This is a genomic window from Flavobacterium cellulosilyticum (assembly GCF_004349355.1).
Taxonomy (GTDB): Bacteria; Bacteroidota; Bacteroidia; order Flavobacteriales; family Flavobacteriaceae; genus Flavobacterium; species Flavobacterium cellulosilyticum.
The window spans coordinates 19,322-44,037 of the sequence record NZ_SMFK01000020.1 but is presented as its reverse complement, the minus strand read 5'-3'; the positions used below and the strand labels follow the sequence as shown (position 1 = coordinate 44,037).

General features: G+C 33.2%; 23 protein-coding genes. 5 read left to right on the top strand and 18 right to left on the bottom strand.

Translation table 11 applies throughout. The annotated features are described in order from the left end of the window. Position 1: 1 nt before the first annotated feature. Together rsmH and mraZ are read right to left on the bottom strand one after the other, a co-directional pair. Positions 2-910, bottom strand: a complete 909-nt coding sequence (gene rsmH / locus E0F76_RS17925; protein ID WP_181954052.1) for a 16S rRNA (cytosine(1402)-N(4))-methyltransferase RsmH — start codon at positions 908-910, stop codon at positions 2-4. Beyond that, positions 885-1,358 carry a division/cell wall cluster transcriptional repressor MraZ gene (gene mraZ, locus E0F76_RS17920; RefSeq protein WP_132009490.1) on the bottom strand — a complete coding sequence of 158 codons (474 nt, stop codon included), beginning with the start codon at positions 1,356-1,358 and terminating at the stop codon, positions 885-887. Before mraZ ends, rsmH begins: the two co-directional genes overlap by 26 nt. Positions 1,359-1,985: 627 nt before the next feature. On the opposite strand from mraZ, the gene E0F76_RS17915 reads away from it, so the two are divergent. Next, the gene (locus E0F76_RS17915) at positions 1,986-2,759 is read left to right on the top strand and encodes an alpha/beta fold hydrolase (protein ID WP_132009488.1); all 774 of its coding nucleotides are present in this window, start codon (positions 1,986-1,988) and stop codon (positions 2,757-2,759) included. A gap of 27 nt (positions 2,760-2,786) precedes the next feature. Then, positions 2,787-3,407 (top strand): ribosome biogenesis GTP-binding protein YihA/YsxC, encoded by a 621-nt coding sequence (gene yihA / locus E0F76_RS17910; protein WP_132009485.1) that lies wholly within the window; start codon positions 2,787-2,789, stop codon positions 3,405-3,407. Between the two features lie 80 nt (positions 3,408-3,487). On the opposite strand, the gene E0F76_RS17905 is transcribed toward yihA, so the two are convergent. From E0F76_RS17905 to gldB, 3 genes are all read right to left on the bottom strand, one after another. Continuing rightward, on the bottom strand, positions 3,488-5,941 hold the full coding sequence (locus tag E0F76_RS17905) for a glycoside hydrolase family 9 protein (RefSeq protein WP_132009482.1): 2,454 nt from the start codon (positions 5,939-5,941) through the stop codon (positions 3,488-3,490). A gap of 167 nt (positions 5,942-6,108) precedes the next feature. Beyond that, entirely contained in the window at positions 6,109-6,444 is a 336-nt protein-coding gene (gene gldC / locus E0F76_RS17900; protein WP_132009479.1) for a gliding motility protein GldC, read from the bottom strand. Then, positions 6,444-7,400, bottom strand: a complete 957-nt coding sequence (gene gldB / locus E0F76_RS17895; RefSeq protein ID WP_132009477.1) for a gliding motility lipoprotein GldB — start codon at positions 7,398-7,400, stop codon at positions 6,444-6,446. Before gldB ends, gldC begins: the two co-directional genes overlap by 1 nt. Before the next feature lie 147 nt (positions 7,401-7,547). On the opposite strand from gldB, the gene nadE reads away from it, so the two are divergent. Beyond that, on the top strand, positions 7,548-8,354 hold the full coding sequence (gene nadE, locus E0F76_RS17890; protein WP_132009474.1) for an NAD(+) synthase: 807 nt from the start codon (positions 7,548-7,550) through the stop codon (positions 8,352-8,354). A 91-nt stretch (positions 8,355-8,445) separates the two neighbouring features. Continuing rightward, on the top strand, positions 8,446-9,075 hold the full coding sequence (locus E0F76_RS17885) for a response regulator transcription factor (RefSeq protein ID WP_132009471.1): 630 nt from the start codon (positions 8,446-8,448) through the stop codon (positions 9,073-9,075). Here E0F76_RS17885 and dnaG read toward each other — a convergent pair. The 5 genes from dnaG to E0F76_RS17860 all read right to left on the bottom strand — a co-directional run bounded on the left by dnaG (position 9,072) and on the right by E0F76_RS17860 (position 15,194). After that, positions 9,072-11,048, bottom strand: a complete 1,977-nt coding sequence (dnaG, locus tag E0F76_RS17880) for a DNA primase (RefSeq protein WP_132009468.1) — start codon at positions 11,046-11,048, stop codon at positions 9,072-9,074. The two genes, E0F76_RS17885 and dnaG, sit on opposite strands and share 4 nt — an antisense overlap. Before the next feature lie 77 nt (positions 11,049-11,125). Next, complete coding sequence (locus E0F76_RS17875; protein WP_132009465.1) at positions 11,126-12,103, bottom strand: polyprenyl synthetase family protein; 978 nt, start codon at positions 12,101-12,103, stop codon at positions 11,126-11,128. A 308-nt stretch (positions 12,104-12,411) separates the two neighbouring features. Further along, on the bottom strand, positions 12,412-12,657 hold the full coding sequence (locus E0F76_RS17870; RefSeq protein WP_165932738.1) for a hypothetical protein: 246 nt from the start codon (positions 12,655-12,657) through the stop codon (positions 12,412-12,414). Between the two features lie 208 nt (positions 12,658-12,865). Beyond that, positions 12,866-14,053: a pyridoxal phosphate-dependent aminotransferase gene (locus tag E0F76_RS17865; protein ID WP_132009459.1), complete on the bottom strand. Its 1,188-nt coding sequence runs from the start codon at positions 14,051-14,053 to the stop codon at positions 12,866-12,868. A gap of 46 nt (positions 14,054-14,099) precedes the next feature. Beyond that, positions 14,100-15,194: a fatty acid desaturase family protein gene (locus E0F76_RS17860; RefSeq protein WP_132009456.1), complete on the bottom strand. Its 1,095-nt coding sequence runs from the start codon at positions 15,192-15,194 to the stop codon at positions 14,100-14,102. 106 nt (positions 15,195-15,300) lie between these two features. On the opposite strand from E0F76_RS17860, the gene rsmG reads away from it, so the two are divergent. Next, positions 15,301-15,930, top strand: coding sequence for a 16S rRNA (guanine(527)-N(7))-methyltransferase RsmG (gene rsmG / locus E0F76_RS17855; RefSeq protein WP_132009453.1), 630 nt, complete (start codon positions 15,301-15,303; stop codon positions 15,928-15,930). 131 nt (positions 15,931-16,061) lie between these two features. Here rsmG and pruA read toward each other — a convergent pair whose 3' ends face one another. From pruA to E0F76_RS17815, 8 genes are all read right to left on the bottom strand, one after another. Then, complete coding sequence (gene pruA / locus E0F76_RS17850; protein ID WP_132009450.1) at positions 16,062-17,690, bottom strand: L-glutamate gamma-semialdehyde dehydrogenase; 1,629 nt, start codon at positions 17,688-17,690, stop codon at positions 16,062-16,064. A 351-nt stretch (positions 17,691-18,041) separates the two neighbouring features. Continuing rightward, positions 18,042-18,428: a Co2+/Mg2+ efflux protein ApaG gene (gene apaG / locus E0F76_RS17845; RefSeq protein WP_132009447.1), complete on the bottom strand. Its 387-nt coding sequence runs from the start codon at positions 18,426-18,428 to the stop codon at positions 18,042-18,044. Between the two features lie 80 nt (positions 18,429-18,508). Next, positions 18,509-19,765: a type IX secretion system plug protein gene (locus E0F76_RS17840; protein WP_132009444.1), complete on the bottom strand. Its 1,257-nt coding sequence runs from the start codon at positions 19,763-19,765 to the stop codon at positions 18,509-18,511. Positions 19,766-19,843: 78 nt separating this feature from the next. Continuing rightward, entirely contained in the window at positions 19,844-20,608 is a 765-nt protein-coding gene (locus tag E0F76_RS17835) for a class I SAM-dependent methyltransferase (RefSeq protein WP_132009441.1), read from the bottom strand. A 52-nt stretch (positions 20,609-20,660) separates the two neighbouring features. Next, the gene (locus E0F76_RS17830; protein WP_132009438.1) at positions 20,661-21,077 is read right to left on the bottom strand and encodes a GxxExxY protein; all 417 of its coding nucleotides are present in this window, start codon (positions 21,075-21,077) and stop codon (positions 20,661-20,663) included. Between the two features lie 39 nt (positions 21,078-21,116). Next, complete coding sequence (gene map / locus E0F76_RS17825; RefSeq protein ID WP_132009435.1) at positions 21,117-21,935, bottom strand: type I methionyl aminopeptidase; 819 nt, start codon at positions 21,933-21,935, stop codon at positions 21,117-21,119. A 41-nt stretch (positions 21,936-21,976) separates the two neighbouring features. Further along, the gene (locus tag E0F76_RS17820) at positions 21,977-23,365 is read right to left on the bottom strand and encodes a TolC family protein (RefSeq protein ID WP_132009432.1); all 1,389 of its coding nucleotides are present in this window, start codon (positions 23,363-23,365) and stop codon (positions 21,977-21,979) included. After that, complete coding sequence (locus tag E0F76_RS17815; RefSeq protein ID WP_132009430.1) at positions 23,365-24,714, bottom strand: HlyD family secretion protein; 1,350 nt, start codon at positions 24,712-24,714, stop codon at positions 23,365-23,367. Before E0F76_RS17815 ends, E0F76_RS17820 begins: the two co-directional genes overlap by 1 nt. Positions 24,715-24,716: the final 2 nt, after the last annotated feature.

Below are 24,716 nucleotides of genomic sequence, written 5' to 3'. Positions count from 1 at the left end.
ATTAAATCTTTTCGGCAATTCTTAATTTAGCACTTCTTGCTCTGTTGTTGATTTTGATTTCGGCAGCATTAGGAACTATTAATTTTCCTATAGTTTTGAATGGAACTGAAAAGTTTCCAAAAAAGTCTCTTTCGGGTTCTCCTTCAAACATGCCGTTTTTCATAAATCTTTTAACCAATCGGTCTTCCAATGAATGATAAGAAATCACACTTAATCTTCCTCCTGGATTTAAAATTTCTAATGATTGCTCTATAAATTCTTTTAAAACATCTATTTCCTGATTTACTTCAATTCGAATCGCTTGGTAGATTTGAGCCAATACTTTATTCCTAACTCTTTCTGGTAAAAATTGCGCGAGAATTTCTTTCAATTCATCTGTCGTTTTTATTGGACTTTCTTCCCTAGCTTCAATAATTGTTCTAGCCAAAGCAGCTGCATTTTTCAATTCACCATAATCCAAGAATACTCTTCTCAAATTAGCATCATCATATTCATTGACAACTCGATAGGCGCTTAAATCATTTTTTTGACTCATTCTCATATCTAATTCCGCATCAAAACGGGTGGAAAACCCTCTTTCCGGAACGTCAAACTGATGAGATGAAACACCCAAATCACCCAGAATTCCATCTACATTTTTCACACCATAAAAACGCAAAAACCTTTTTATAAACCTGAAATTTTCATTGATAAGAGTAAACCTATCATCCTCCAATGCGTTGGCCAAAGCATCTTCATCTTGATCAAAAGCAAACAACTTTCCGTTTGGCCCAAGTCTTTTCAGGATTTCTTTCGAATGTCCTCCACCACCAAATGTTACGTCAACATAAACACCATCCGGTTTTATATTTAAGCCATCTACTGATTGTTGAAGCAAAACTGGATTATGATATTCCATTGTCGTCGTCATTTAAATTTCCCATTACGTCTTCGGCTAAATCAGCAAAATCTACATCATTACCATTTATCGATTGTTCATACAAATCCTTATCCCAAATTTCCACAATATTTACAGCCGATGAAAAAACCACCTCTTTTGAAATATTAGCAAATCCTACCAAATCTTTTGGAACCAACAAACGCCCTAAAGCATCAATCTCAACCACTTTGACACCCGCAGTAAAACGGCGAATAAAGTCATTGTTCTTCTTAACAAAACGATTCAGTTTATTAATTTTTTGCATCATTAAATTCCATTCTTGCATAGGATATAACTCCAAACAAGACTGAAAAACAGAACGCTTCAAGACAAAACCGTCTTGAAGTGAAGTAGCCAATTGCTTTTTTAAAGGCGCAGGTATTAGCAACCTTCCTTTGGCATCGGCTTTACATTCATATGTTCCTATTATTGAATTCAATTGCAACTAAATTAAATGGTGATAGCAAAAATATAAAAATAATTACCACATTCTACCACAATTACCCACTTTGTTAATAAGTTTTACCACTTTTAGGCAAGAAACCTTAGTTTTAGGTCAATAATCAGATCATGGTTAATTTATGATTTTGTCAAATCCTTTGAAACACAAAAAAAACTACCCTAAAACATTGAATTTTAGATTTTTCACTCTTTAAAATTATCACAGGAAATCACTTACCCTATGAACTTATTCATAGGGTTCTACCATCTAAAAATTATAAAATCTATGTGGTTTTCGTTAACTAAAGTAACATTTGGACAAATTGTTTAGTTGTGCTATTCCGATTACTTTTTAAACCAGACATTGTACTCGATACCCCCATCCAAACCTTGCAAGAAAATCATTAAAAACTGTTTCTAAATATAACCCAGTTAGTAAAAAAGGAAAAAAAATGTTAGTATAGAAAAAGTCATAAGGTTGTTTAAAAAAACGAAGTACCTTAAATTGAAGCCAAAAAGAGAATCTGTTATTCGAAAAGAATAAATTTTAAATAATGATTTCAATAATTCTTTTTAATTTATTAAATCCTATCTTTGTGGCAATTGAAAATTTTCGAAAAACCGTATGGAAAAATACTTTAAGAAAGAAGGTAGATACAGCTATTATGAAGCAGGAGTAGGTACTCCAATTGTTGTTTTACATGGATTAATGGGAGGGTTAAGCAACTTTGACGCTGTCGCTTCGTATTTTTCGGAAAAAGGATATAAAATTGTCATCCCCGATTTGCCTATATACTCACAAAGCCTTTTAAAAACAAATGTAAAAAGTTTTGCAAAATACGTGAAGGACTTTATCACCTTTAAAGGATTTGACAGAGTAATTCTTTTAGGGAATTCATTAGGGGGACACATCGCTTTATATCACACTAAAATGTATCCAGAAAAAGTAGCAGGACTAGTACTAACAGGAAGTTCTGGTCTTTATGAAAGCGCCATGGGAGATAGCTATCCTAAAAGAGGCGATTATGAATATATAAAGAAAAAAGCCGAAGCTGTTTTTTATGACCCTAAAATAGCTACAAAAGAACTAGTTGACGAGGTTTACGCCTCTGTTAATGATCGAATTAAACTGATAAAAACATTAACTATTGCCAAAAGTGCTATTAGACATAATATGGCCAAGGATTTACCTAAAATGCACGTGCAAACTTGCTTGATTTGGGGCAAAAATGATACCGTAACACCACCAAATGTTGCCCAAGAATTTAATGAGCTATTACCTAATGCTACTCTATATTGGATTGATAATTGTGGTCATGCCGCCATGATGGAACAACCAGAAGAATTCAATCGTTTACTCGAAGACTGGTTGTCTCATACCCACTTAAAAGCGCACTAGCAAAGCCTAGTATTTATAAAATATATCATGAAAATTAATACTGCCGAATTTATTATTAGTAACTCTGAAGTTGCAAAATGTCCTAAAGATTTTTTGCCCGAATATGCTTTTATAGGCCGTTCTAATGTTGGAAAGTCATCACTTATTAACATGTTGACTAACCATAAAAACTTAGCTAAAACATCTGGAAGACCAGGAAAAACGCAGTTAATCAATCACTTTTTGATTAACAATAATTGGTTTCTTGTCGATTTACCAGGATATGGTTATGCCAAAGTTTCTAAGAAAACAAAATCGGTATTTCAGCAATTTATAACGGATTATTTTGAAACTAGAGAGCAATTAGTTTGCGCTTTTGTTTTGATTGATATTCGCCTTGAAGCTCAGGCAATCGATATTGAGTTTATGTCTTATATGGGCGAAAGTGAGATTCCTTTTTGCATTGTTTTCACAAAAGCGGATAAGATTAGTAAAACCAAAATTGACTCACACATTGCCGCTTACAAAAAGAAAATGTTTGCTAACAATTGGGCCGAAATGCCTACTTATTTCGTGACATCGGCAACGGAATCTACAGGAAAAGAAACGCTTTTGAATTATATAGAAGAAGTAAATCAAGAGGTTTTTAAGAACAATAGTGAGTTTTAAATATAATTTCAAAAAAAATAGAAATCCAAAATTCCAGTTACATTGGAATTTTGGATTTTTTTATTGACTTTTATATTGACTTAATTTCCAAAATGTTTTTTTACTGCCAGTACTAAAAACATAAAATCCGTAGACCCGCCACCCATAACATATTCTGTTTGCTGCCAAAAGTAAGGCCAGGTTTTAAGTTCCGGTAAATTAGGTCTGATTAGTGCCGTTCCTGAAGTTACTCCTCCAGGTATATAAGACCAATCTGCTCGATTCATACCATAAGCAACCAACAATGAATTTGACCCAATTCCTGAAGCAAAAGAAGCTGTATTATTCCCAGGATGTACTCCGAGTATAAAATTCAACGCATTACTATATAATTCGTAATTAGCAAACTCTGGCCATGATTTAGAAAAATAATATTGTTGCACTCCAAAATCTTGCAAAGTCCAACCCGCTCCCCAAATATTAGGCTTATATGGAACACCATATGGAGAATCTGTAAGTGAATTATTTTTTATCTTTAAACCCCATTTTTCCGCTTCAGAATTTAATTTAGAAATGAATGATTTGTCTTTGATAAGATGTTTCATCCTACCCACTCTCCATCCCAAATTTTCAAAATTTGACAAGACTTCAGCTTGTAAGTCGACAATTTGATTCGTATAAATCGATTCGTTGGTTGACAAAGCCAATTCGACAAGTAGCATTATTTTACTTCCTGGTTTTTTTGCTTTTAAAAATGAAGTTTTGTACAATGCCTTAGCTGTTTCTAAGCACTCCTCGGCCAGATTTGGATTCTTGCTTTTTAAAACACGATAGGAAGCAGCAAGTCCAGCAGCAACATATAATTCTCTATCTGGATTGTCTTCTGTAAAAACCCATCGGTCATCGTCTTTTGCACTTGGATTACTTGCCCATTTACCATCAGTTACTCCTCCAAAATCTCCCAGAAGCACATATTGTTTTAAACTGTTAGTAATAATCCCTCGGTATAAGCGCCCCATAGATCGATAGCCTCCCAAAACCGAAGCCAATCCGTGCTCCATTTGCTGAATAGCATCCGACTTACCGTCTGGCTGATGAATTTCGACTATTCGTTTATCTTCATCAATACTCGTAGCGTCATAAGACTCAATGTCAAATTCTTCTAACATAAGGGCTAAATTCCAGATTGTGCCTATTTGAGATTCTACCCTTAAATCATCATCTCCCGCATCATGCCATCCTCCTTGATTCAGATTTTCAACAACTTCATTAGACTTATATTTTGTAAGCGTAGAAGGACCTTGGACGTATCCATCAAAATGATTTAAATTAATTGGCGCCATTTGTGCATCATCTAAATGACAGAAGTTATGCCAAATCCTATATTTTTCATTCACTCTAACATGACACATTTGTACTGGCAAAAAATATTCAAGTATAGGTTGCCAAACATTTCTATCATATAATGACTTACTTATTTGAAAAGCTACTGTTTCATTTCCTCTATAACTCAAGGAATACATTCCTTCCTCTTTTATTTCAGAAAAGTCCAATTGATAATAGTTGTATCTTAAAAATTCACCCCATTTTTTAGGTTTGATGGTTTTAATATTTTTTTCTCCAAATTCAGTATGCTGTATCAATTGCACTTCGGATCGTTCAATATCATTGGTATCAGTCTCTAAAATGGCAATTTTTGATTGACTAGGATAATAACCAACTTGAGAAACTTGCACTACAGGTTTGTACAACCAATTAGGAATTACGTTTGGCGAAACAACAATATCTACCACTCTTTTTCCTGAATTTTTGGCTATAGGAGCACGAATGATAAACCATCCATTATTGTGATTGATGCGTCCGTCCCATAAAGCAATATCTTCTAAATTAGACTGAATGGTTACTCTTGACAAATCACTTTCGGGAGCAATTGTGATTTTTTTTCCTTTACATAAAGGAGTTCCAAGCTGCTGACCATCGCTTTGCACTTGAAGAGGGCCATAAGGAGAATGGGTAAAAATTCCCATATTCCCATCACATATATAGGATTTTCCAAATAGATTTCCAGGAAACAATTCGATGTTGAACCCGATTTTACCCAACCATTTTAGATCAACTTCATTTTCTAAATCAACTGTAATTCGAAAATTATTCCCTTCTGTAGGTGTAACGTTAACTTTATATTTTAACTTTAAATCGGGATAATCTATTGGATTGAAACCAATATGATTTTTAGTTTCGTCTGGAAAAGACAAAGATTGAGAAATTGTTTGTGTTAAAGGGTCAATTTTTTTTTCAACTTCTTTAGGCACAGGTGACCATTGCCCGGGTGAAATTTCTAAACGCAAATCTCCATTAGCCATAACGCGTTCCCCATGTTGTATCATGGTTACTCCAGTTTGATGGCCATCAGGATAGATGTCATCAAATACCGTTACATCAATACCACGAGCTGAAAAATAGCCTTTGGGTTGAAGTTTTAGATTTTGTGCGTCAATTTTAATTTGCACAATTAAAAGCAATAAAACTATTGTAAATCTAACTCTGTTTTTCATTTCGATATATTGTAAGGATTATCCAAATATAATATAAATCATATTGATACACACAATTTTAAAAAACGAATCAGCCAAAAATGAATACTAATTTTGGCTGATTTATTTTTTAAATATTCTGTTTAGAATAAAACTGACCTAGTTAACAAAATGAATTAAAAGCCATATTAAGCTTTAATTTCTAATTTCTCGGCAAAATAATCGCAAAAATCCTTCATGGTAGCTGACATTTTTTCATCGCCAGTAGCGCGCTGAAATGTTTCAGTCATAGACATCAAGGTTTGATGAAAAAATATTTTCATTTCATCAACAGGCATATCTTTAGTCCACAATTCGATACATTTTGATGTTTTTTCGTTACTATCCCAAACAGAAAGCATAAAAGCTTTTGATTCTTCGGTTTGGATTCCTCCTTCAGAAGCTGACCACAGTAATTTTTCTGGAACTCTATTTTCGTCCAGTTCTATTTGTATTTTTATTTCGGATGTATTTGTATTTGACATTATTTCTTGGGTTTATATTTTGATTTTTCGAATAATTCTTTGGCATTCATTTTTAAAAGCTCATCAATTGGAATCGGATTATTTTCGGCAAATGAACGAACAATTTGCCAGCCGATCCATGCTCCCACTCTACCTGGAGATTCATTATCAATTTCGAGGTAAAACTTTGAAAAAGGAGCTAAATTTATAAATCTGTTTTTTAATTTTTGATCGTCACTGTACAGCATTTCTTTTTCGATAAAATAACGCCAAATATAATTTTCGTTTTCTTGACACCACACTATTTGTTCGGGTGTATAGCCCATTTTATCAGCATCAGTGTATTCTGGTAAAAGTACGTCTTTTAGATACAATTGTTTTCCATAATAGATCATTTGACTCAATAAACTATTATCGCTTACAGCCGTAATTTTATTTAATGAAAAACTAGTAACTACATCGGGCATCATTTGTTTTTCTTCAAAATTTTGTTTTATATATTCTGGAAATTGATAAAATTTATGTGCTTTTCCTAAATACAATTCGAGTGAAATAATAACCAAACTATCGGAATAAATTACTTTATTATTGTAGTCCATTTCTGATATAACTGTAATTACTCTAGGTGTTTTTGTTTCTGGGAAATTGTACTTTATGTGTTTAAATAGCGTTTCGAGTTCATTTTGAACAGCATCGAAATTCGAATATTTTTTTTGCACTTCAGCATATAATTCTCTCCATTGAGGATTTTTCATTTTTTCCAACCAAACATTATTTTCGTTTCCTTGTGGAAAAAAAAACGGATATTCTCTTTTAAGTTTATCTAAATCTTCTGGTTTAGTTTCGAAAAATTGTTTGTCAAAACGTTCCACTTTGAATTTCACAGGAATAGCTTCGATTGCCTTTTCGACTTTTGATTTTTTTTGACATGATCCAAATGCGAATAATATGGTCATTAAGAAAATTATTCTCTTCATTTTATTTTTTTTAGCCCCGATAAAAGTGGAAATCCTTTTATTTTTTTCTTTAAAAAATAAAAGATTACAACGTATAGCGGGAATAGCTCCTTAAAATTATTATTTTTGCAAATATACAATTCCTACTTTTTAAAAACTCTATCTATTATGACTAAAAAAAGCACTATTCAAGTCGAAAAAGTTAATTCATATATTGTAAACTGGTTGAAAACCTATGCTGAAAACGCAAAAGTGAATGGATTTGTTGTTGGAATTTCTGGAGGAGTTGATTCGGCTGTTACTTCTACACTTTGTGCCCAAACTGGTTTTCCTACGTTATGTGTAGAAATGCCAATACATCAAGCACCTACACACGTGAGTCGTGGACGCGAACATATAGAATTACTAAAAAGTAGATTCCCTAATGTTTCAACTATTGAAGCTGACTTAACACCTGTTTTTGAATCTTTTAAAAATCAAGTTCCCGCTACGGAAGATGACTACAAAGTACATTTATCTCTTGCCAATACTCGAGCGCGACTGCGTATGACTACATTGTATTATTTTGCAGGAATTAAGGGGTATTTAGTTGCTGGAACAGGAAATAAAGTAGAAGATTTTGGGGTAGGTTTCTTTACAAAATATGGAGATGGCGGTGTGGATTTAAGTCCAATTGCCGACTTAATGAAATCGGATGTGTTTGCATTGGCTGATTTTCTAAAAATCCCAAGATCTATTTTAGAGGCCTTGCCTACAGATGGATTGTTTGGAGATGATCGTACAGATGAAGATCAATTGGGAGCCAGTTACGATGAACTTGAATGGGCTATGCTTCTGGATGAGAAAGGTTCAACTGCAAATAACTTTTCTGGAAGAGAAAAAACAGTCTTCGAAATTTATAAAAAATTAAACTCAATCAATCAACATAAAATGTTAGATATTCCAGTTTGTGTTATTTCAAAAAATTTAAAGTAGTATTTTTCTAATAAAATTAACAATTAAATGAAATGTTTTTATTAACTTTACTATTCACACGAATTATTAACATTTCTAAAAAAGTAACATTATGATAAAAGTTTGTTTAGCAGAAAATAATCCCGTAGTGCATTTTGGAGTAAAATCGTATTTCAAAGATCACGATGACATTTCTGTCGTTGCTAATGTAGGTAATTTTATGATGGTAAGAGATATTCTTCTAACGAAGGAAATCGATGTTTTAGTTTTAGATTTAGAATTAGAAGGCCTTTCAAGTATTTTTGAAGTAAAAAACGTTTTAAAAAACTTTCCTAAAACTAAAATAATAATCTTTAGTAATCTTTCAGAACAAATATATGCGCCAAATGCAATTAAAGCCGGAGTTTCAGGGTTTGTTTCCAAAAAAGAAAAACTAGAAACTTTAGGACAAGCAATTGTAAAGGTAAGTCAAGGTAAAATAATATTAAATGAAACCGTAAAGAAAAACCTTGCCTTGATTGCTAAACAAAACAAAAGCGAGCGTTTGTATAGAAAACTATCTAATCGCGAAGTAGAAGTTTTGCGTTATTTAAGCGATGGTAAAAAGAATAATGAAATTTCAAAAATTCTTGGACTTAATGAGAAAACAATAAGCACCTATAAACTAAGACTGTTGCAAAAATTAAACGTTACAAATCTAGTTGATTTAGTAAATAAAGCAAAAACACTGGAAATCGTTTAACTATAACGCGACATTACTCTACCTAATTTTTTCGAAAAAGAATTAATTAATTTGTAATAATCCATTGCCATAGACATAGACTCTATATTATCAGAATCTGGTTCTGTTGATATAGAGTTTTTTATTTCTTCGATGATTTTATCAACTAAATACCAACGCATCGTTAATATCGTTTCTGAAACATATTGACTAATTGATTCGGTTTTAGCTTTTGGAAAAATATTCTGTCCTTCCCAGTTGTGCAAGACAACTCGTTCATCTTCCATTAAAATATCCGTAATTTCTTGAGCAAATTCGGGCTGCAAATGCATTAAATATTGCTCAATACTAAAGGTTTCGTTTTGATAATAATAGCTTGTCAGGTTTTTAAATATGTCTCGAAATAAAGGATTTGCTAGCTCTACTTCGTCTTCTTGTAAACTCAAAAATATTCTTTGAAATACTTTGTATTTATTCCGTTCTACTACATTTTCAATTTCCCCTTCATCATTAGTTTTTAAAAGCACATCTTCAAATTCCTCTGTAATATTCCCATACAATAAAAGAATTTCTATTATTTTTCGCTCCAATCCATAGAGAATATCGATTTTTCTTGGCTGAACTGGATCTTCATTTTTCACAACTTCAAAAGTTTTTTGCTCTTGTTTATGCTTTTTTTCAACATCAGAAACATCCTTTTGTACCAATTGTGCCAATGTACTAACCAACACTTGTTCAGAAATATCCATAATTCGAGAACATTCCTGAATGTAGATTTCGCGTTGAATTCGGTCTGGAATCTTGGAAATACTCACCACCATTTCCCGAATTAAATCAGCTTTTTTTATGGGATCATTCTTGGCATCATCCATCAACAAAGAGGCTTTGAACTGAATAAAATCCTTAGAATTATCCTCTAGATAGTTGACTAATTCTTCATAAGGCGTTTTCTTGGCAAAACTATCAGGGTCTTCACCATCAGGAAAAGCACAAACTTTGACGTTCATTCCTTCTTCAAGGATTAAATCGATTCCACGAATAGAAGCACGAAGTCCCGCAGCGTCACCGTCAAAAAGTACCGTTATGTTTTTTGTTAATCTGTTGACTAACCGAATTTGATCTGGTGTTAATGCTGTTCCTGAGGAAGAAACTACATTTTCGATTCCAGATTGATTGAATTGAATAACATCGGTATACCCTTCGACTAAATAACAATTATTAAGTTTAGAGATGGATTGTTTTGCTTGAAATATTCCATATAAAACCTTGCTTTTATGATAGATATCACTTTCAGGTGAATTGAGGTATTTTGCCGCTTTTTTATCATTGGTTAAAATTCTACCTCCAAAACCCAAAACCCGTCCAGACATGCTTTGTATGGGAAACATCACCCTACCTTTGAATCTATCAAACGGTCTATCGTCTTTAGGAATAGTTAATCCTGTGCTTTCAAGAAATTCTAATTTATAGCCTTTCCCCAAAGCCTCTTTAGTAAAAGCATCCCAAGCTTCTGGAGAATATCCCAGCGTAAATTTTTCTATCGTTTCAGCCGTAAAACCTCTTTCTTTGAAATAAGAAAGCCCAATAGCTTTCCCTTCTTCGGTTTTTAATAAGGTATTGTGAAAATAGGTTTTAGCAAATTCAGAAACCAAATACATACTTTCTCGAACATCGGTAATTGCTTTATCTTCGTCGGATTGTTCCGTTTCTTCGATTTCGATATTGTATTTATTGGCTAAATATTTTATAGCTTCCGGATAGGTAAAATGAGAATGCTCCATCAAAAAAGCGACCGAATTCCCCCCTTTTCCAGAACTAAAATCTTTCCAAATTCCCTTTACAGGCGAAACCATAAACGATGGAGAACGTTCATCCGAAAACGGACTTAACCCTTTGAAGTTGGTTCCAGCGCGTTTTAATTGTACGAAATCGCCAATAACCTCCTCTACTCGAGCCGATTCAAATACTTTATCTATGGTTTCCTTAGTGATCAATTTTTAGTGGGAATTTAATTTTTTTAAAAGACTACAAAAATACGCAATTCATAGTATAAAAAAACGTATTTAAGAAACTACTTCTTCCTCTCAATTACATAATTCACCATCAAAATTAGGGAGTCTTTATATTCTGATTGAGGATAGTTTTCTAAAAGCAATAGTGCTTCTTGCTGAAATTGCCCCATTTTTTGCTCAGCATACAATAAACCATTGTTATTTTTCACAAAGCCTATCACTTCTTTTACACGCTTCTTGTCTTTGTTGTGATTTTTTATAGAATTGATAAGCCAAGACTTTTCCTTAGAAGTACAATTATTCAATACATGAATAAGTGGTAAAGTCATTTTTTGTTCTTTAATATCAATTCCTGTAGGCTTACCAATGGCTTCTTCGGAATAATCAAATAAATCATCTTTAATTTGAAAAGCCATTCCGATAAGTTCACCAAATTTTCGCATATTTTCTACTTGCACCTCATCTTCAATAACAGATTTTGCACCTAAAGCACAACAGGCAGCAATTAGGGTAGCTGTTTTTTTTCGAATGATTTCGTAATAAATATCTTCTGTAATATCGAGTCTTCTTGCTTTTTCAATTTGCAATAATTCCCCTTCACTCATTTCTCGTACCGCTACAGAAATAATTCGCAACAAATCGAAATCACCATTATCTATAGAAAGTAACAATCCTTTGGACAATAAATAATCGCCAACCAGAACTGCAATTTTGTTTTTCCAAAGTGCATTTATTGAGAAAAAACCTCTTCTGCGATTGCTGTCATCTACCACATCATCATGAACTAAAGTAGCCGTATGAATAAGCTCAATAACACAAGCTCCTCTATACGTCCTCTCGTTTACATTACCTGAGGCAAGCATTTTTGATGTTAGAAAAACAAACATCGGGCGCATTTGTTTTCCTTTCCTATTTACAATATAATAGGTAATTCGATTCAATAAAGCCACTTTAGAGGTCATAGAATCATAGAACTTTTTTTCAAAAAGTTCCATTTCTTTAAAAATGGGTTGTTTTATTTGAGAAGTGATATTCATTGAGATTCCAAATATACTGTTTTCGAATAAAAAAACAGCAACTTTTTGATAAAGTGAAAGTATTTTTTAATAATACATTGTTTAAGATTAAAAGCAATTTTTATTGTGTTGGATTCCAATTTTAATCAGCTTCATAAATAGTATAAAACACATTTTCGCATAAATTTTTAAACTTACAACTTACATTAAAACAACGTAGTTTATGGATAACTATTCATTTACAGATATACAAAACGATTTTTAAATTAAATATGTATGTCCTCAATTAATGTTTTTTTAAAAAATTAATCAATCTAAAAAAATATTTATTATGAAAACAATTTTTTTTTATTTGCTGCATTATTTTCTATCAGCTTTTTTATTGGCTGTACTTCCAATGAAAAAGTAGATTTTTCAGCTACTTCAAACACAATTACAGTTGACGATGCTTTAGCCAATTCTGAAATTGACGCTACTCTAGACGGTGTTTCTTTTATTGTTGAAGACCAATTTGACATGCAAAAAAGCTTGGTAAGCAAGACCTGTTTTTGATAGCGACGTAGTAAATAATCCACCGTTTAAGAATATTGAGAATTATGTCTTTTTCTAGTGCTGCGGCAATTACTAATTGATGTATTTTTAAAACTCCTCAAATACAGCAAAGTTTAAATTCATAACATTATTTGACTTTTCTTTCCATAAAAATACCCCCAAATAGCATCTAACTTTTTGGGGGCATTTCAAATACTGAATGAGTATTTGGTGTTTAATTTCAGAAATTAATTAAGCTACAGCTTCTTTTATTCTTCTTAATGCTTCTGTAAGTAAATCTTCGCTTGTTGCATAAGAAAAACGAATACAATCTGGATTACCGAAAGCGTCACCTGTTACAGTTGCAACATTGGCTTCGCCCAAAAGATACATTGAAAAATCATTGGCATCTTTAATAAATGTTCCTTTTAATGTTTTTCCAAAGAAGGAAGAAACGTCAGGAAACACATAAAATGCTCCTTCAGGAACGTTAATTTTGATTCCTGGAATATCTTGAAGCAATCCTACTACTAAATCTCTACGGCTTTTAAAAGCGGCAACCATTTCGTTCAATACACTTGGATCAGCATCTACAGCAGTAATCGTAGCGCGTTGAGCAATAGAATTTGCTCCTGAAGTTACTTGTCCTTGTATTTTTGTACAGGCTTTTGCGATGAATTCTGGTCCACCAATATATCCAATTCTCCATCCTGTCATTGCGAAAGCTTTTGCAACTCCGTTAACAGTTATGGTTTTTTCTAACATACCCGGAATAGAACCGATGCTGCAGAAAGTTCCAGAAAAATTGATGTGCTCGTAGATTTCGTCAGCAACAACATATACGTGTGGGTGTTTTTCCAATACTTTAGCCAAAGCAGTTAACTCTTCACGGTTGTAAACAGAACCACTTGGATTACAAGGAGAACTGAACCACATCATTTTTGTTTTTGGAGTAATAGCAGCTTCTAATTGAGCTGGAGTGATTTTAAAATCGGTATCGATAGAAGTTGGAACCTCTACAGGAACTCCACCAGACAATTTTACAATTTCGAAATAAGAAACCCAGTAAGGCGCAGGTAAAATCACTTCATCTCCGTCATTTAACATTACTTGCGCAATGTTGTATAACGATTGTTTTGCTCCAGTTGAAACTACAATTTGAGAAGGTTTGTAATCCAGTCCGTTGTCTCTTTTGAATTTTCTGCAAATAGCTTCTTTCAAATCACCGTAACCATCTACTGGAGAATAGGTACTGTAATTTTCATCGATAGCTTTTTTTGCAGCTTCTTTGATGAAGTCAGGAGTGTTAAAATCTGGTTCACCCAAACTTAAACTGATAATATCTTTTCCTTGTGATTTTAATTCTCTGGCTAATGCAGCCATAGCTAATGTTTGTGAAGTAGCTAAATTGTTAATTCTGTCTGAAAGCGGATTGTTCATTAAAATGTAATTTTGATTTATAAAGTCTAATTTGTAATGTTTGATTTTATTGTAAAGCGGGCTTCATTCCCAATTCTTTTAAATGTTTGAAATGGGCGATAACGGCACTTCTAAAAGTTTTGTATTCGTAATAAGGCAATTGGCATTCTTTAGCTGTTTCTTTTACGATTTTTGAAATTTTATCATAATGCACATGGCTAATATGTGGGAATATATGGTGCTCTATTTGGTGATTTAAACCTCCTGTATACCAGTTCACAATTTTGTTTTTTGGTGCAAAATTGACTGTGGTAAACAATTGATGAATCGCCCAAGTATTCTCCATTTCTCCTTCTTCATTTGGCAGTGGATTTGCAGCTTCATCAACTACATGAGCCAATTGAAACACAACGCTTAAAATTAATCCGGCTGTGTAATGCATGATAAAAAATCCAACAAGGACTTTCCACCATGTAATTCCAATTACGATAGGTAAAACAATCCAAATCGCTAAATAAATGACTTTTGTAATGATTAATGTCGTCCAAAGTACCTTTGGACTTTTAGGTTCACCATAAGACAATTTCCGTTTTAAGTAGCTCCTCATTTGTTTAAAATCTGTAGTAATAGCCCAATTAAAAGTCAATAAGCCGTATAAAAAAACCGCATAATACTGTTGAAATTTATGGAATTTATGCCATTCAGCATCTTTGGAGAACCGCATAATTCTTCCTGCTTCTAAATCTTCATCATGACCGATGATGTTCGTATAGGTATGATGTAAAACATTGTGTTGAACTTGCCAGTTGTGTACATTGCCAGCTAACACATAAATGGTACCTCCCATTATATTATTAACCCAACTTTTGGTTGAATAGGAACCGTGATTGGCGTCGTGCATCACATTCATACCAATTCCTGCCATACCAATTCCCATAACAATGGTCAATAGTAAATGGATCCAGAAAGGCATATTTAAGGTAAGTATCAAAAAATAGGGAACAAGAAAAACGGTAAATAAAATTACAGTTTTCAAATGAATTTTCCAGTTGCCTGTTTTTGGTATATTGTTTTCTTTGAAGTAGCTGTTCACCCGAGAGTTAAGCGTCCTAAAAAACTTTAGACTATCTTGCTTTGCAAATGTCGGGGTGATTTTATTCATTATTAATTTTAATTAACCACAAAGATAATTATTATAAATTTTCAATCTACAAAATAGAGTTAAATATTCAGAACTAAAAATTGTACTTTTGTTAAAATTTACAATAATGAATGAGATTACTAAGTATTTTCCCAATTTGACTGAACTTCAAATTGAACAATTCGCAAAATTGGACTTTTTGTACCACGATTGGAATGCAAAAATTAACGTCATTTCCCGAAAAGATATTGATGAATTATACACTAAACATATTTTGCATTCGCTAGGGATTGCCAAAATAATCAAATTCGAACCAGGAACTTTTGTTCTCGATGTTGGAACAGGAGGCGGATTTCCTGGAATTCCTTTAGCGATTCTTTTTCCAGAAACACGATTTTATTTGATCGATGTCATTGCTAAAAAAATAAAAGTGGTTCAGGCTGTCGCCGAAGCCTTAGAACTTAAAAATGTAAAAGCGGAACAACTTCGTGCCGAATTGGTAAAAGGTGATTTCGATTTTATTGTGAGTCGTGCCGTGACTAATATGCCTGATTTTGTTTCTTGGATAAAAGACAAAATCAAGAAAAACAATAAGCACCAACTTAAAAACGGCATTCTTTATCTCAAAGGCGGCGATTTAACCGAAGAATTAGCAGCTTTCCCAAAAGCAACCGAATATAATTTAGCTGATTATTTTGAAGATGAATTCTTTGAAACGAAGAAAGTGGTGCATGTGCCTTTGAAGTTTCAAATATAGTTATAATGTCGAAAGTCTTAAAGTCGAAAGATATAAAGAGTAAATAAAAAGCCGAATCTTAAAACTATAGATTCGGCTTTATGTACATATATATTCTTTATGACTTTAGACTTTAGAACTTTAAGACTGATTTACTCTCCCAAAAACGGATATCTATAATCTTCCGCAGTTACAAAAGTTTCTTTGATAGTTCTTGGTGAAACCCAACGCAATAAGTTTAATACTGAACCGGCTTTATCATTGGTTCCTGAAGCTCTTGCGCCACCAAAAGGTTGCATCCCAACAACAGCTCCAGTTGGTTTGTCGTTGATGTAGAAATTTCCTGCTGCATTTTGCAAAGCAATTGTTGCTTGCTCAATCGCATAACGGTCTTTGCTAAAAACCGCTCCAGTCAAAGCATAAGGTGAAGTTGTATCTACTAATTTTAATGTTTCTTCCCATTTCGTATCTTCATAGACAAAAATTGTCATTACAGGTCCAAATAATTCAGTTTCCATTGTGGAGTAATGTGGATTGGTGGTTACAATTATGGTTGGCTCAATAAAGTATCCAACGGATTTATCATAGTTTCCTCCAACGATAATTTCAGCATCTGCATCTTTTTTGGCTTGATCAATAAAATTGGCCAATTTATCGAATGATCCTTCGTGAATTACTGCTGTAATAAAATTACCAAAATCATCTGGCGGGCCCATTCGCATCGATTTTACATCGGTAATTAATTGTTTTTTTATTGCTGTCCAAAGGCTTTGTGGTACATAAGCCCTCGATGCTGCTGAACATTTTTGCCCTTGAAATTCAAAAGCACCACGAACAATTCCAGTAGCCACTTGTTTTACATTCGCACTTGGATGCACTACGATAAAATCTTTTCCACCAGTTTCTCCTACGATTCTAGGATAGGTTTTGTAGTGATGAATGTTGGTTCCAATTTTTGACCAAATTTCTTTAAAAACATGAGTCGAACCTGTAAAATGGAGTCCAGCTAAATCACGACTTGCTAATATGGTATCAGTAATCATTACTGCATCGCCAAATACAACATTAATAACTCCATCAGGAACACCCGCCTCCTTGAAAACATCTATAATAATTTTGGCAGAGTAAACTTGACTATCACTTGGTTTCCAAATCACGACATTTCCCATCATCGCTGCACTTGACGGAAGGTTTCCTGCAATAGACGTGAAGTTGAAAGGTGTAATGGCATAAATAAATCCTTCTAGGGGACGATATTCCAATCGGTTCCACATGTCGGAATTTGATTGAGGTTGGTCGTTGTAGATTTGAGTTATAAACTCTACGTTGAAACGTAAAAAATCGATAAATTCACAGGCGGCGTCAATCTCAGCTTGGAAAACATTTTTAGATTGCGCAATCATCGTAGCCGCATTTATTCGCGCGCGATAAGGTCCGGCAATAAGTTCAGCAGCTTTCAAGAATATGGCTGCGCGTTGTTCCCAAGCCATATTTGCCCATTTTGTTTTGGCCTCTAAACCATTGGCGATGGCACTTTCTATATGTGATTTATCGGCAAGATGATAGGTTCCCAAAACGTGTTTATGATCGTGTGGCGCAATCATATTGCGAGTATTTCCAGTTTTTATTTCTTCACTCCCAATGTATAATGGAACATCGATTTTCGAATTCCACATCGATTGGTAAGCTGCAAGAACTTCCGTTTTTTCCGGAGAATTTGGCGCATACGATTTTATAGGTTCGTTTACGGCTTTGGGCACATTGAAAAATCCTTTGAGCATATTTATTTATTTAGCTTCACACAATTCAAGCTTTATCCTTGAGTGAAAATTAGAAAAGTTATAAATCTAACCTTTAGATTTTAAGTAGTATTTAACAAAAGTACAAAGTATTGTTTAAAAAAAAGAAAACTAAGTGTTTTAATATTTATGTCTGTTTTGTGAATTGAGCCAAGTTGGCACTTTGCTAGTCAAGCGGTAATAATACCTCACAGTAAAAAAAAGTGATATTTTATTTTAATTGCAGATCCAGCAAATAAAACCTTTTCCAACAAATCATATTAGAATATAGTTTTTAAACGAAGATTTTAAAGATCTTTACAGCTATGGGAAAGGAAGAAATTGCTACAAGAATTAATTCAAAGCGAAGGGGGCACATAATTTAAATGTTGGCACAATAACTTTGAATTTTTTTGTTGAGGTAAAGTTAATCATATTAAAGTAGCCTTTCATTGCACCATAGGGAGACGCTAAAAGGCAACCAGAATTATAGGTATAATGTTCGCCAGATTTCAAAACAGGCTTTTTGCCTATGACACCTTCTCCATCAACAATTTCCATATTATTGAGCGAATCAATAATTTCCCAATGGCGAGAAATTAATTGAACAGCATCTTTACTGTGGTTTTCGATTGTAATCTCGTAACTAAAGGCAAAATGAATCTTATGGTTTTTGAAGTACGTGCCTTCAAAACTAGTTAGAACTGATATTTTTATTCCTTTTGTTATTTGAGATACCATTGCATAGTATTAAAAATGAGTTGAATAATGACAAATTTACAAAAAAAATTGAATTTAGTTGACCGTTGTAAGATGTTTTTTCAATTTGTGATGGAATGTGAGTTTGCAGTTGCTTTACCTATAACTTTTTGGTAACGATCACTACTTTCTCGATAATACACTAGAATGGTATAATCATTCTCTGTTTGCCAAAAGTTTCCATCAATCGCATTTTTGGCATCTATATTTCCTTTATCGTCTGCGACTTGATATTGATAATTAGTGAATCCTTGTTTTATTAAAATAGCTTTTTCGAAGATGTTTTTTTTAGGATTGAAGTCCATTTTATTTTCAGCTGACAAACTATAATTATTGAACATTCCAGTAATGTAAATCCCTTTTTTCAACATAAATGCGGGTGCCGAAAGGCTAAAATACACCCAGGCATAATCAGCTTCGATTTCACTATTTGCTGAACTAATATTGCGAACTAAAAAATTACCATTGACATCTTGAGTGAAAGAATAAGGCTGATACCCTCTTGCTCCATTCGTATATAAATAGGAATTATAAATACCACTACTTGAATCTATTTTAGAAATATTATTACTTGCTGATCGGATGTCGTTGTTGTCGAAATATAAAAATTCATTTCCAGCCCAAAATTGGGTTTGACCATCGTATTTGTATATTAAGTCATTCCCAATAGTATATTGTGGTGCGATGTTTTTGATAGCATCATTCATTTGTCCGTTTTGCAAGATTTCCACTTTTACATTTTTTAGCGGGTTTTGAAAACGAATTAGGTTCGAGGTCACCGAAAATTCGATATTGTGTTTGAAGTCAATTAAATCGGCCGTTCGAGCTCGACGCACTTGGATTGGAATAGTTACTAAATCTTCATAAAGGATAAATTTCCTGGAGAATACCGCCACTCTATCTTCTCCAAGTATTTTTAACATATAATTGCCACTGAGCAGTATTTCGGTATTTTGATTGGGCAAAGGCAATTTATAATGAGAATATATCTGCAATGTATTAATAGAATTCTCATACTGTTGAATTCTTTGCACGTCAAAACCTTTTATATAATCAGTTTTTGGTATGTCAGTAGGATTCCAGTTGTAATCACAATGAACAATTTCGTAATAATAATTGGCTTCATTGCCAAACAAATCATCAAATTGAAATTGAAAACCTTCTCCTAATTTGAATATTGGAATTGCATTAGCATTGTTTTGTACAAACGTTACAGTTTTGATATTGTAAGGAGGAATAATTTCTGTTTGTGTTTGCGCAATAAGAGTCGAACTTACGATAAAAAGCAATAGTAGGTTTCTATAAATAGATTGAAGCATAGTGTTGTATTTGCTAAATGGTAAATATAACAAATTCTATTTTGTTTAATGCATCTAAAAAAAATAGTTGCTTAAATGCTATTTAAAACAAACAGGAATAATTTCGCCTTTAGCTAAACAATATTTCTCTACTAATTCGGGAGCAATTTTGCTGGTATAATCTTCTTCAATTACAGTAAAACCAATACTTCTAAGTTTGTCAAAATAATCACGACCATAAATGCGAACGTGATCGTATTGTCCAAAAATTGCTGCACGTTCTTTTTGATCAGTAATTGAATCATCAGAAAAAGTTACTTCTCTTTTTAAATCTTGTGGAATTTGAAGAATTGCCATTCCACCCGGTTTTAACACTCGAAATAATTCCTGCATAGCTTTCGTATCATCCGGAATGTGTTCTAAAACATGATTGCAAAGAATAATATCATATTGATTGTCTTCGAAAGGCAAATCACAAATGTCAGCTTTCACATCTGCCAATGGAGAAAACAAATCGGTAGTTGTATAGTCCAAATTTTTTTGGTTTCGAAACAATTTGTAAAATGCTTGTTCCGGAGCAAAATGTAAGACTTTTTTTGGCGCTGTAAAAAAATCGGTTTTTTCGTTTAAATAGAGCCATAACAAACGATGACGTTCAAGCGAAAGTGTGCTTGGCGAAAGCACATTCGTGCGCTGTTTTTCATAACCATATGGCAACATCGACTTGAAACTTTTACCATCTATAGGATCGGTAAATTTAGTTCCTTTTAACGTAAAAGCAATTATTGGCCGCGCTACATAACTCAAACGAATAAGTAGTGGTCGCGGTATGGTATTTAGGATTAATTTGAAGAGTTTTTTCATTATTTATTACGCAAAGATTCACTAAACAACTACGAAGATTCACAAAGAGTTTTTATGAATTAGGAGCGGTATTAATAAATCGTTTTATATTATTCTTTAAGATTTTACTATTGTAATTTATTAATAATCCTAATGCATAGTTTCCTAGTTTTAAATAGGTAAGTATTTGAGCAAAGTGAACGGAAGTATATGACTCGACTGTTTTTAGTTCAATAACAAGTTGGTCTTCAACTAGTAAATCAATACGGTAACCATGATCTAATTTAATTTCTTTATAGGTAATTGGTAGCGTTATTTCTTTTTCAACTTTCAATCCTGCTTTTTTGATTTCATAATATAGACACTCTTGATAAGCTGATTCTAAAAGGCCTGGGCCAAGTTGGCGATGAACCTCAATTGCCAATCCAATAACCTTGTAAGATATAGATTGTAATTCTTCAGGAATATCATTTAGTTCCTCGTTTATCATAAAAAATTGAAAGTTAAATCTTAGCGAATCTTAGTGTAATTAAATTACCAATGGCACTTTTCTAAATTCATCTTCTTCATTACTTACTATTCCTAAAGCTTGATAAATATATGCGAACGTAGATAGAATCTCTGGCTTGCCATCAATTAAAGCTACATCGTGTTCAAAATGAGCAGATGGTTTTCCATCGGCAGTCAGGATCGTCCAGCCGTCTTTGAGTTGTTTGATGTTTTTTGTACCTAAATTAATCATCGGTTCGATAGCGACAACCATTCCTTCTACAAACAATTTTCCGCGACCGCGTTTTCCATAATTGGGCATTTCGGGATCTTCATGCATTTTTTGACCAAGACCGTGACCAACTAATTCACGTACTACACCATAACCGTGGCTTTCGGTATATTTTTGAATAGCGTTACCCACATCTTCTACACGATTTCCGGCTTTGAATTCTCGGATACCGACATAAAGTGATTCTTTGGAAACTTGAAGTAATTTTTTTGTTTCTTCTGCCACATCGCCAATTTCGAATGAATAAGCGTGATCCCCATGAAATCCATTTTTAAATGCACCACAATCTACTGAAATTACATCGCCACTCTCAAGAGGGGTATTGTTTGGAATTCCATGAACAACTTGAGCATTTGGACTCATACAAAGTGAGTTTGGAAAACCGTACAATCCAAGAAAACTAGGTACTGCCCCATGGTCTCTAATGAATTCTTCGGCTAATTTATCTAAGTGTAAAGTAGTTACTCCTTCCTTAATTTCAGAAGCAATCATTCCTAATGTTTTGGATACGATTAAAGCACTTTCGCGCATCAATTCTATTTCTTCTCTTGTTTTTTGGATAATCATTTTATAAAAATAAGTTGCAAAAATACACTTTTTAAAATTATTTAATTTGGATTTGCCATTATTTTATAGAGTTCAGAATTGGAAACACAAAACTCATTATTGAGTGCTATGGCATTCAATTGGGCGCTTATCAAACTACTTTCTCTACTATTGATTAAAAACAAGGAGCTTTCGCCAAATGAAAACAAACGTTCTTCTGAGTTTAACATCGTTTTATAATTCCGTACTAACGCATTGGCCAAACTTCGCTGTTTGAGCAAGGATTTGATAACTTCTTGCTGTGCATTAATTTTGTTTTTAAGTTGAAGGCGTTCTAAGTTCAAGGTATTAGCTGCTTCTTGTAGTTTAAATTTTGTGATTTTCAAACTCCCTCTTTCTTTTCTAAGAAACAAAGGATAGGAGAAATCGATGCCAATTTTATAATTTTCGAACTTGTAACGCTCAATATACTGTGGTTCTGACAAATAGGAATAACCAATATTGATTTTAGGCAAAAGGCTATTGGCTTTTAATTTGCGTTCTACATTAAGGATGTCAATTTTACTTTCAATGGCATTTATTTTAGGATGATCCTCGATAGATATATCCGTTTGCAATAGATTGTTTGTATTCAATGTTTCCTGAATACTTGATTCTAGTTCTACCTCAGGGTAAAGTACATCTGTAATTTCCATTGGAATAGCATTTTCTAGCCACAAAAAATTAGAAAGTTCCAACTTCGCTTTCGTTAATTTTAATTTTGAATTTTCTAAACTTAACTTTCTACTAGTTACACTTATACCTGCTTCGATACTATCAATTGCTCTTTTATCACCTTGCTTAATTAAGGATTCCACCCCTTTATATCGTAGTTCTGAGTTGGTTTTATATTGCGTATAAAGCTGAACTTCTTCAAAATTTCGTTTCCAATTAAAATAAGCAATCGAAGCGTTGTATAGCACATCAATCGCTTGTAATTTTCTTTCAGCTTGACTTAATTCTACTTGCATTTTGGCTTTTTTCAAATCGGCCATTCTTTGATTGATAACAAGTCCTTGCCCTAACGGAATGGATATTCCAAATGAAGCAAGTCCTTGGTTGGGCAGATAGTTTTCTGGGTTTAAATACAGTCCATCATTTTGATCAAAACCTGCTTTAATTTCCACCCCATACCAAGTTGGAATTTTGAAACTACTATTAAAAACAGAATAATAGTTCTTATCTTTAAATTGTTTTTTATCAAAATCAACTTCAATTTTAGGGTCGAATGATCCTCTGGCAGCCATCAAATTAGCCTGCGCTTTATTCAATTCTAAATTGGCATTTTTCACTAAAGGATGGTATTTTTTTACATAACCCAAAAATTCATTATAGGTTAATTCATGAGAAACTGTTTCTTGACCATTCATTCCAAGAGCAAAAAATAAAAAAAAATACAGGAGTCGTTTCATTATTTTTTTTCTTTTTTAGTTTTAGTTTCGTTATAGTAATAATTAGGAGGAAAACCATTTAATGTTCTCCATACTTCAAACCAGATCGGTACGTTATCTAAAAGTGCTATCGTTTGTGCGCCGGAACCAACGCTTAATTGCTTGGGCCAGCTTGTTTCATTTTTATCAGGAGCAATTAAAATTCTATATTTTCCATTGTCACTAATGAAATTTTCAACAGCTACAATTTGTCCTCCAAAAGTTCCATAGGAAGCATTTGGCCAGCCCGAAAATACTATTGTTGGCCAGCCATCAAACCAAACACGTACTTTTTGACCACGTTGTATTAACGGTAAATCAATAGGATTTACATAACTCTCAACAGCGATATCATATTGCGATGGCATAATAGTAGCAATTGCTGTTCCTTCTTTTATTGTCTCACCGATCCCAGATTGCAAAGCTCGATTGATGTAGCCATCTTGAGCCGCTTTTATATAATACATGCCATTTCTAATGCTATAATTGGCATGTTGATTTTCGAGCTTACTTACTTGGGCTTCCGTATCAAACTGATTACTCATAGCTGTATATTGATCACTTTGGGCTTTTGAAGATTTTTCAGAATACTCTGCTTTGATACGATTAATTTCTACTTTGGAGTTGATTAAATCATTTTTACTACTTAGTAATTTGTTTTCTTGATTGATGATTTTAGCTTCTACTTCCTGCAGTTTCAATCTCTTTTCTTCCACATCTGTAAGTGGTTTTAAACCTTCATTATTTAATTGAACCGTACGATTAAATTGGGTGGTTGCAATTTTCAATTGTGTATTTACTGCTACTAAATCAATACTATCACTTTTTATTTTCAAATAGGACTGTTTGATTTTGTTTACCGCTTGTTCTAATTTTAGTTTTTTCTCCGACTCGATTGCGTTAATTTGGGTAGAAAGCGTCCCTACTTTTGATTCATAAGATTGCAAGGATTGTTTTTTTGCATTCACTTGATTTTTAGTGTTGGCAACTAAATTGGGATCCATATAATCTTCTTTGATTTCAGATATAAATAATATGGTGTCTCCTTTTTTTACAAAATCACCTTCTTGTACATACCATTTTTCTATTCGCCCTGAAATAACGCTCTGAATGGATTGTGGTCGTTGATTAGGTTTTAATGTAGTCACAGCTCCTTTGCCCGAAATGTTTTGTGTCCAAGGCAAAAAAAGCATTAAAAAACCAAGAATGGCAATCCCGATAATTATTTTATTTAATATTTTATAATGCTTTCTAACATTTATATTATGAATGCTTTTATAGCTTTCCAATGAATGAAGATGAAGTTTATTGTTGTCTGAAATATTTAGCATCG

Bases quoted from the DNA above. Each gene is read 5' to 3' on its own strand.
- rsmH (WP_181954052.1), bottom strand. From the start codon at position 910: ATGACGACGACAATGGAATATCATAATCCAGTTTTGCTTCAACAATCA.
- E0F76_RS17915 (WP_132009488.1), top strand. From the start codon at position 1,986: ATGGAAAAATACTTTAAGAAAGAAGGTAGATACAGCTATTATGAAGCA.
- yihA (WP_132009485.1), top strand. From the start codon at position 2,787: ATGAAAATTAATACTGCCGAATTTATTATTAGTAACTCTGAAGTTGCA.
- E0F76_RS17905 (WP_132009482.1), bottom strand. From the start codon at position 5,941: ATGAAAAACAGAGTTAGATTTACAATAGTTTTATTGCTTTTAATTGTG.
- gldC (WP_132009479.1), bottom strand. From the start codon at position 6,444: ATGTCAAATACAAATACATCCGAAATAAAAATACAAATAGAACTGGAC.
- gldB (WP_132009477.1), bottom strand. From the start codon at position 7,400: ATGAAGAGAATAATTTTCTTAATGACCATATTATTCGCATTTGGATCA.
- nadE (WP_132009474.1), top strand. From the start codon at position 7,548: ATGACTAAAAAAAGCACTATTCAAGTCGAAAAAGTTAATTCATATATT.
- E0F76_RS17885 (WP_132009471.1), top strand. From the start codon at position 8,446: ATGATAAAAGTTTGTTTAGCAGAAAATAATCCCGTAGTGCATTTTGGA.
- E0F76_RS17875 (WP_132009465.1), bottom strand. From the start codon at position 12,103: ATGAATATCACTTCTCAAATAAAACAACCCATTTTTAAAGAAATGGAA.
- E0F76_RS17865 (WP_132009459.1), bottom strand. From the start codon at position 14,053: ATGAACAATCCGCTTTCAGACAGAATTAACAATTTAGCTACTTCACAA.
- E0F76_RS17860 (WP_132009456.1), bottom strand. From the start codon at position 15,194: ATGAATAAAATCACCCCGACATTTGCAAAGCAAGATAGTCTAAAGTTT.
- rsmG (WP_132009453.1), top strand. From the start codon at position 15,301: ATGAATGAGATTACTAAGTATTTTCCCAATTTGACTGAACTTCAAATT.
- pruA (WP_132009450.1), bottom strand. From the start codon at position 17,690: ATGCTCAAAGGATTTTTCAATGTGCCCAAAGCCGTAAACGAACCTATA.
- apaG (WP_132009447.1), bottom strand. From the start codon at position 18,428: ATGGTATCTCAAATAACAAAAGGAATAAAAATATCAGTTCTAACTAGT.
- E0F76_RS17840 (WP_132009444.1), bottom strand. From the start codon at position 19,765: ATGCTTCAATCTATTTATAGAAACCTACTATTGCTTTTTATCGTAAGT.
- E0F76_RS17835 (WP_132009441.1), bottom strand. From the start codon at position 20,608: ATGAAAAAACTCTTCAAATTAATCCTAAATACCATACCGCGACCACTA.
- E0F76_RS17830 (WP_132009438.1), bottom strand. From the start codon at position 21,077: ATGATAAACGAGGAACTAAATGATATTCCTGAAGAATTACAATCTATA.
- map (WP_132009435.1), bottom strand. From the start codon at position 21,935: ATGATTATCCAAAAAACAAGAGAAGAAATAGAATTGATGCGCGAAAGT.
- E0F76_RS17820 (WP_132009432.1), bottom strand. From the start codon at position 23,365: ATGAAACGACTCCTGTATTTTTTTTTATTTTTTGCTCTTGGAATGAAT.
- E0F76_RS17815 (WP_132009430.1), bottom strand. From the start codon at position 24,714: ATGCTAAATATTTCAGACAACAATAAACTTCATCTTCATTCATTGGAA.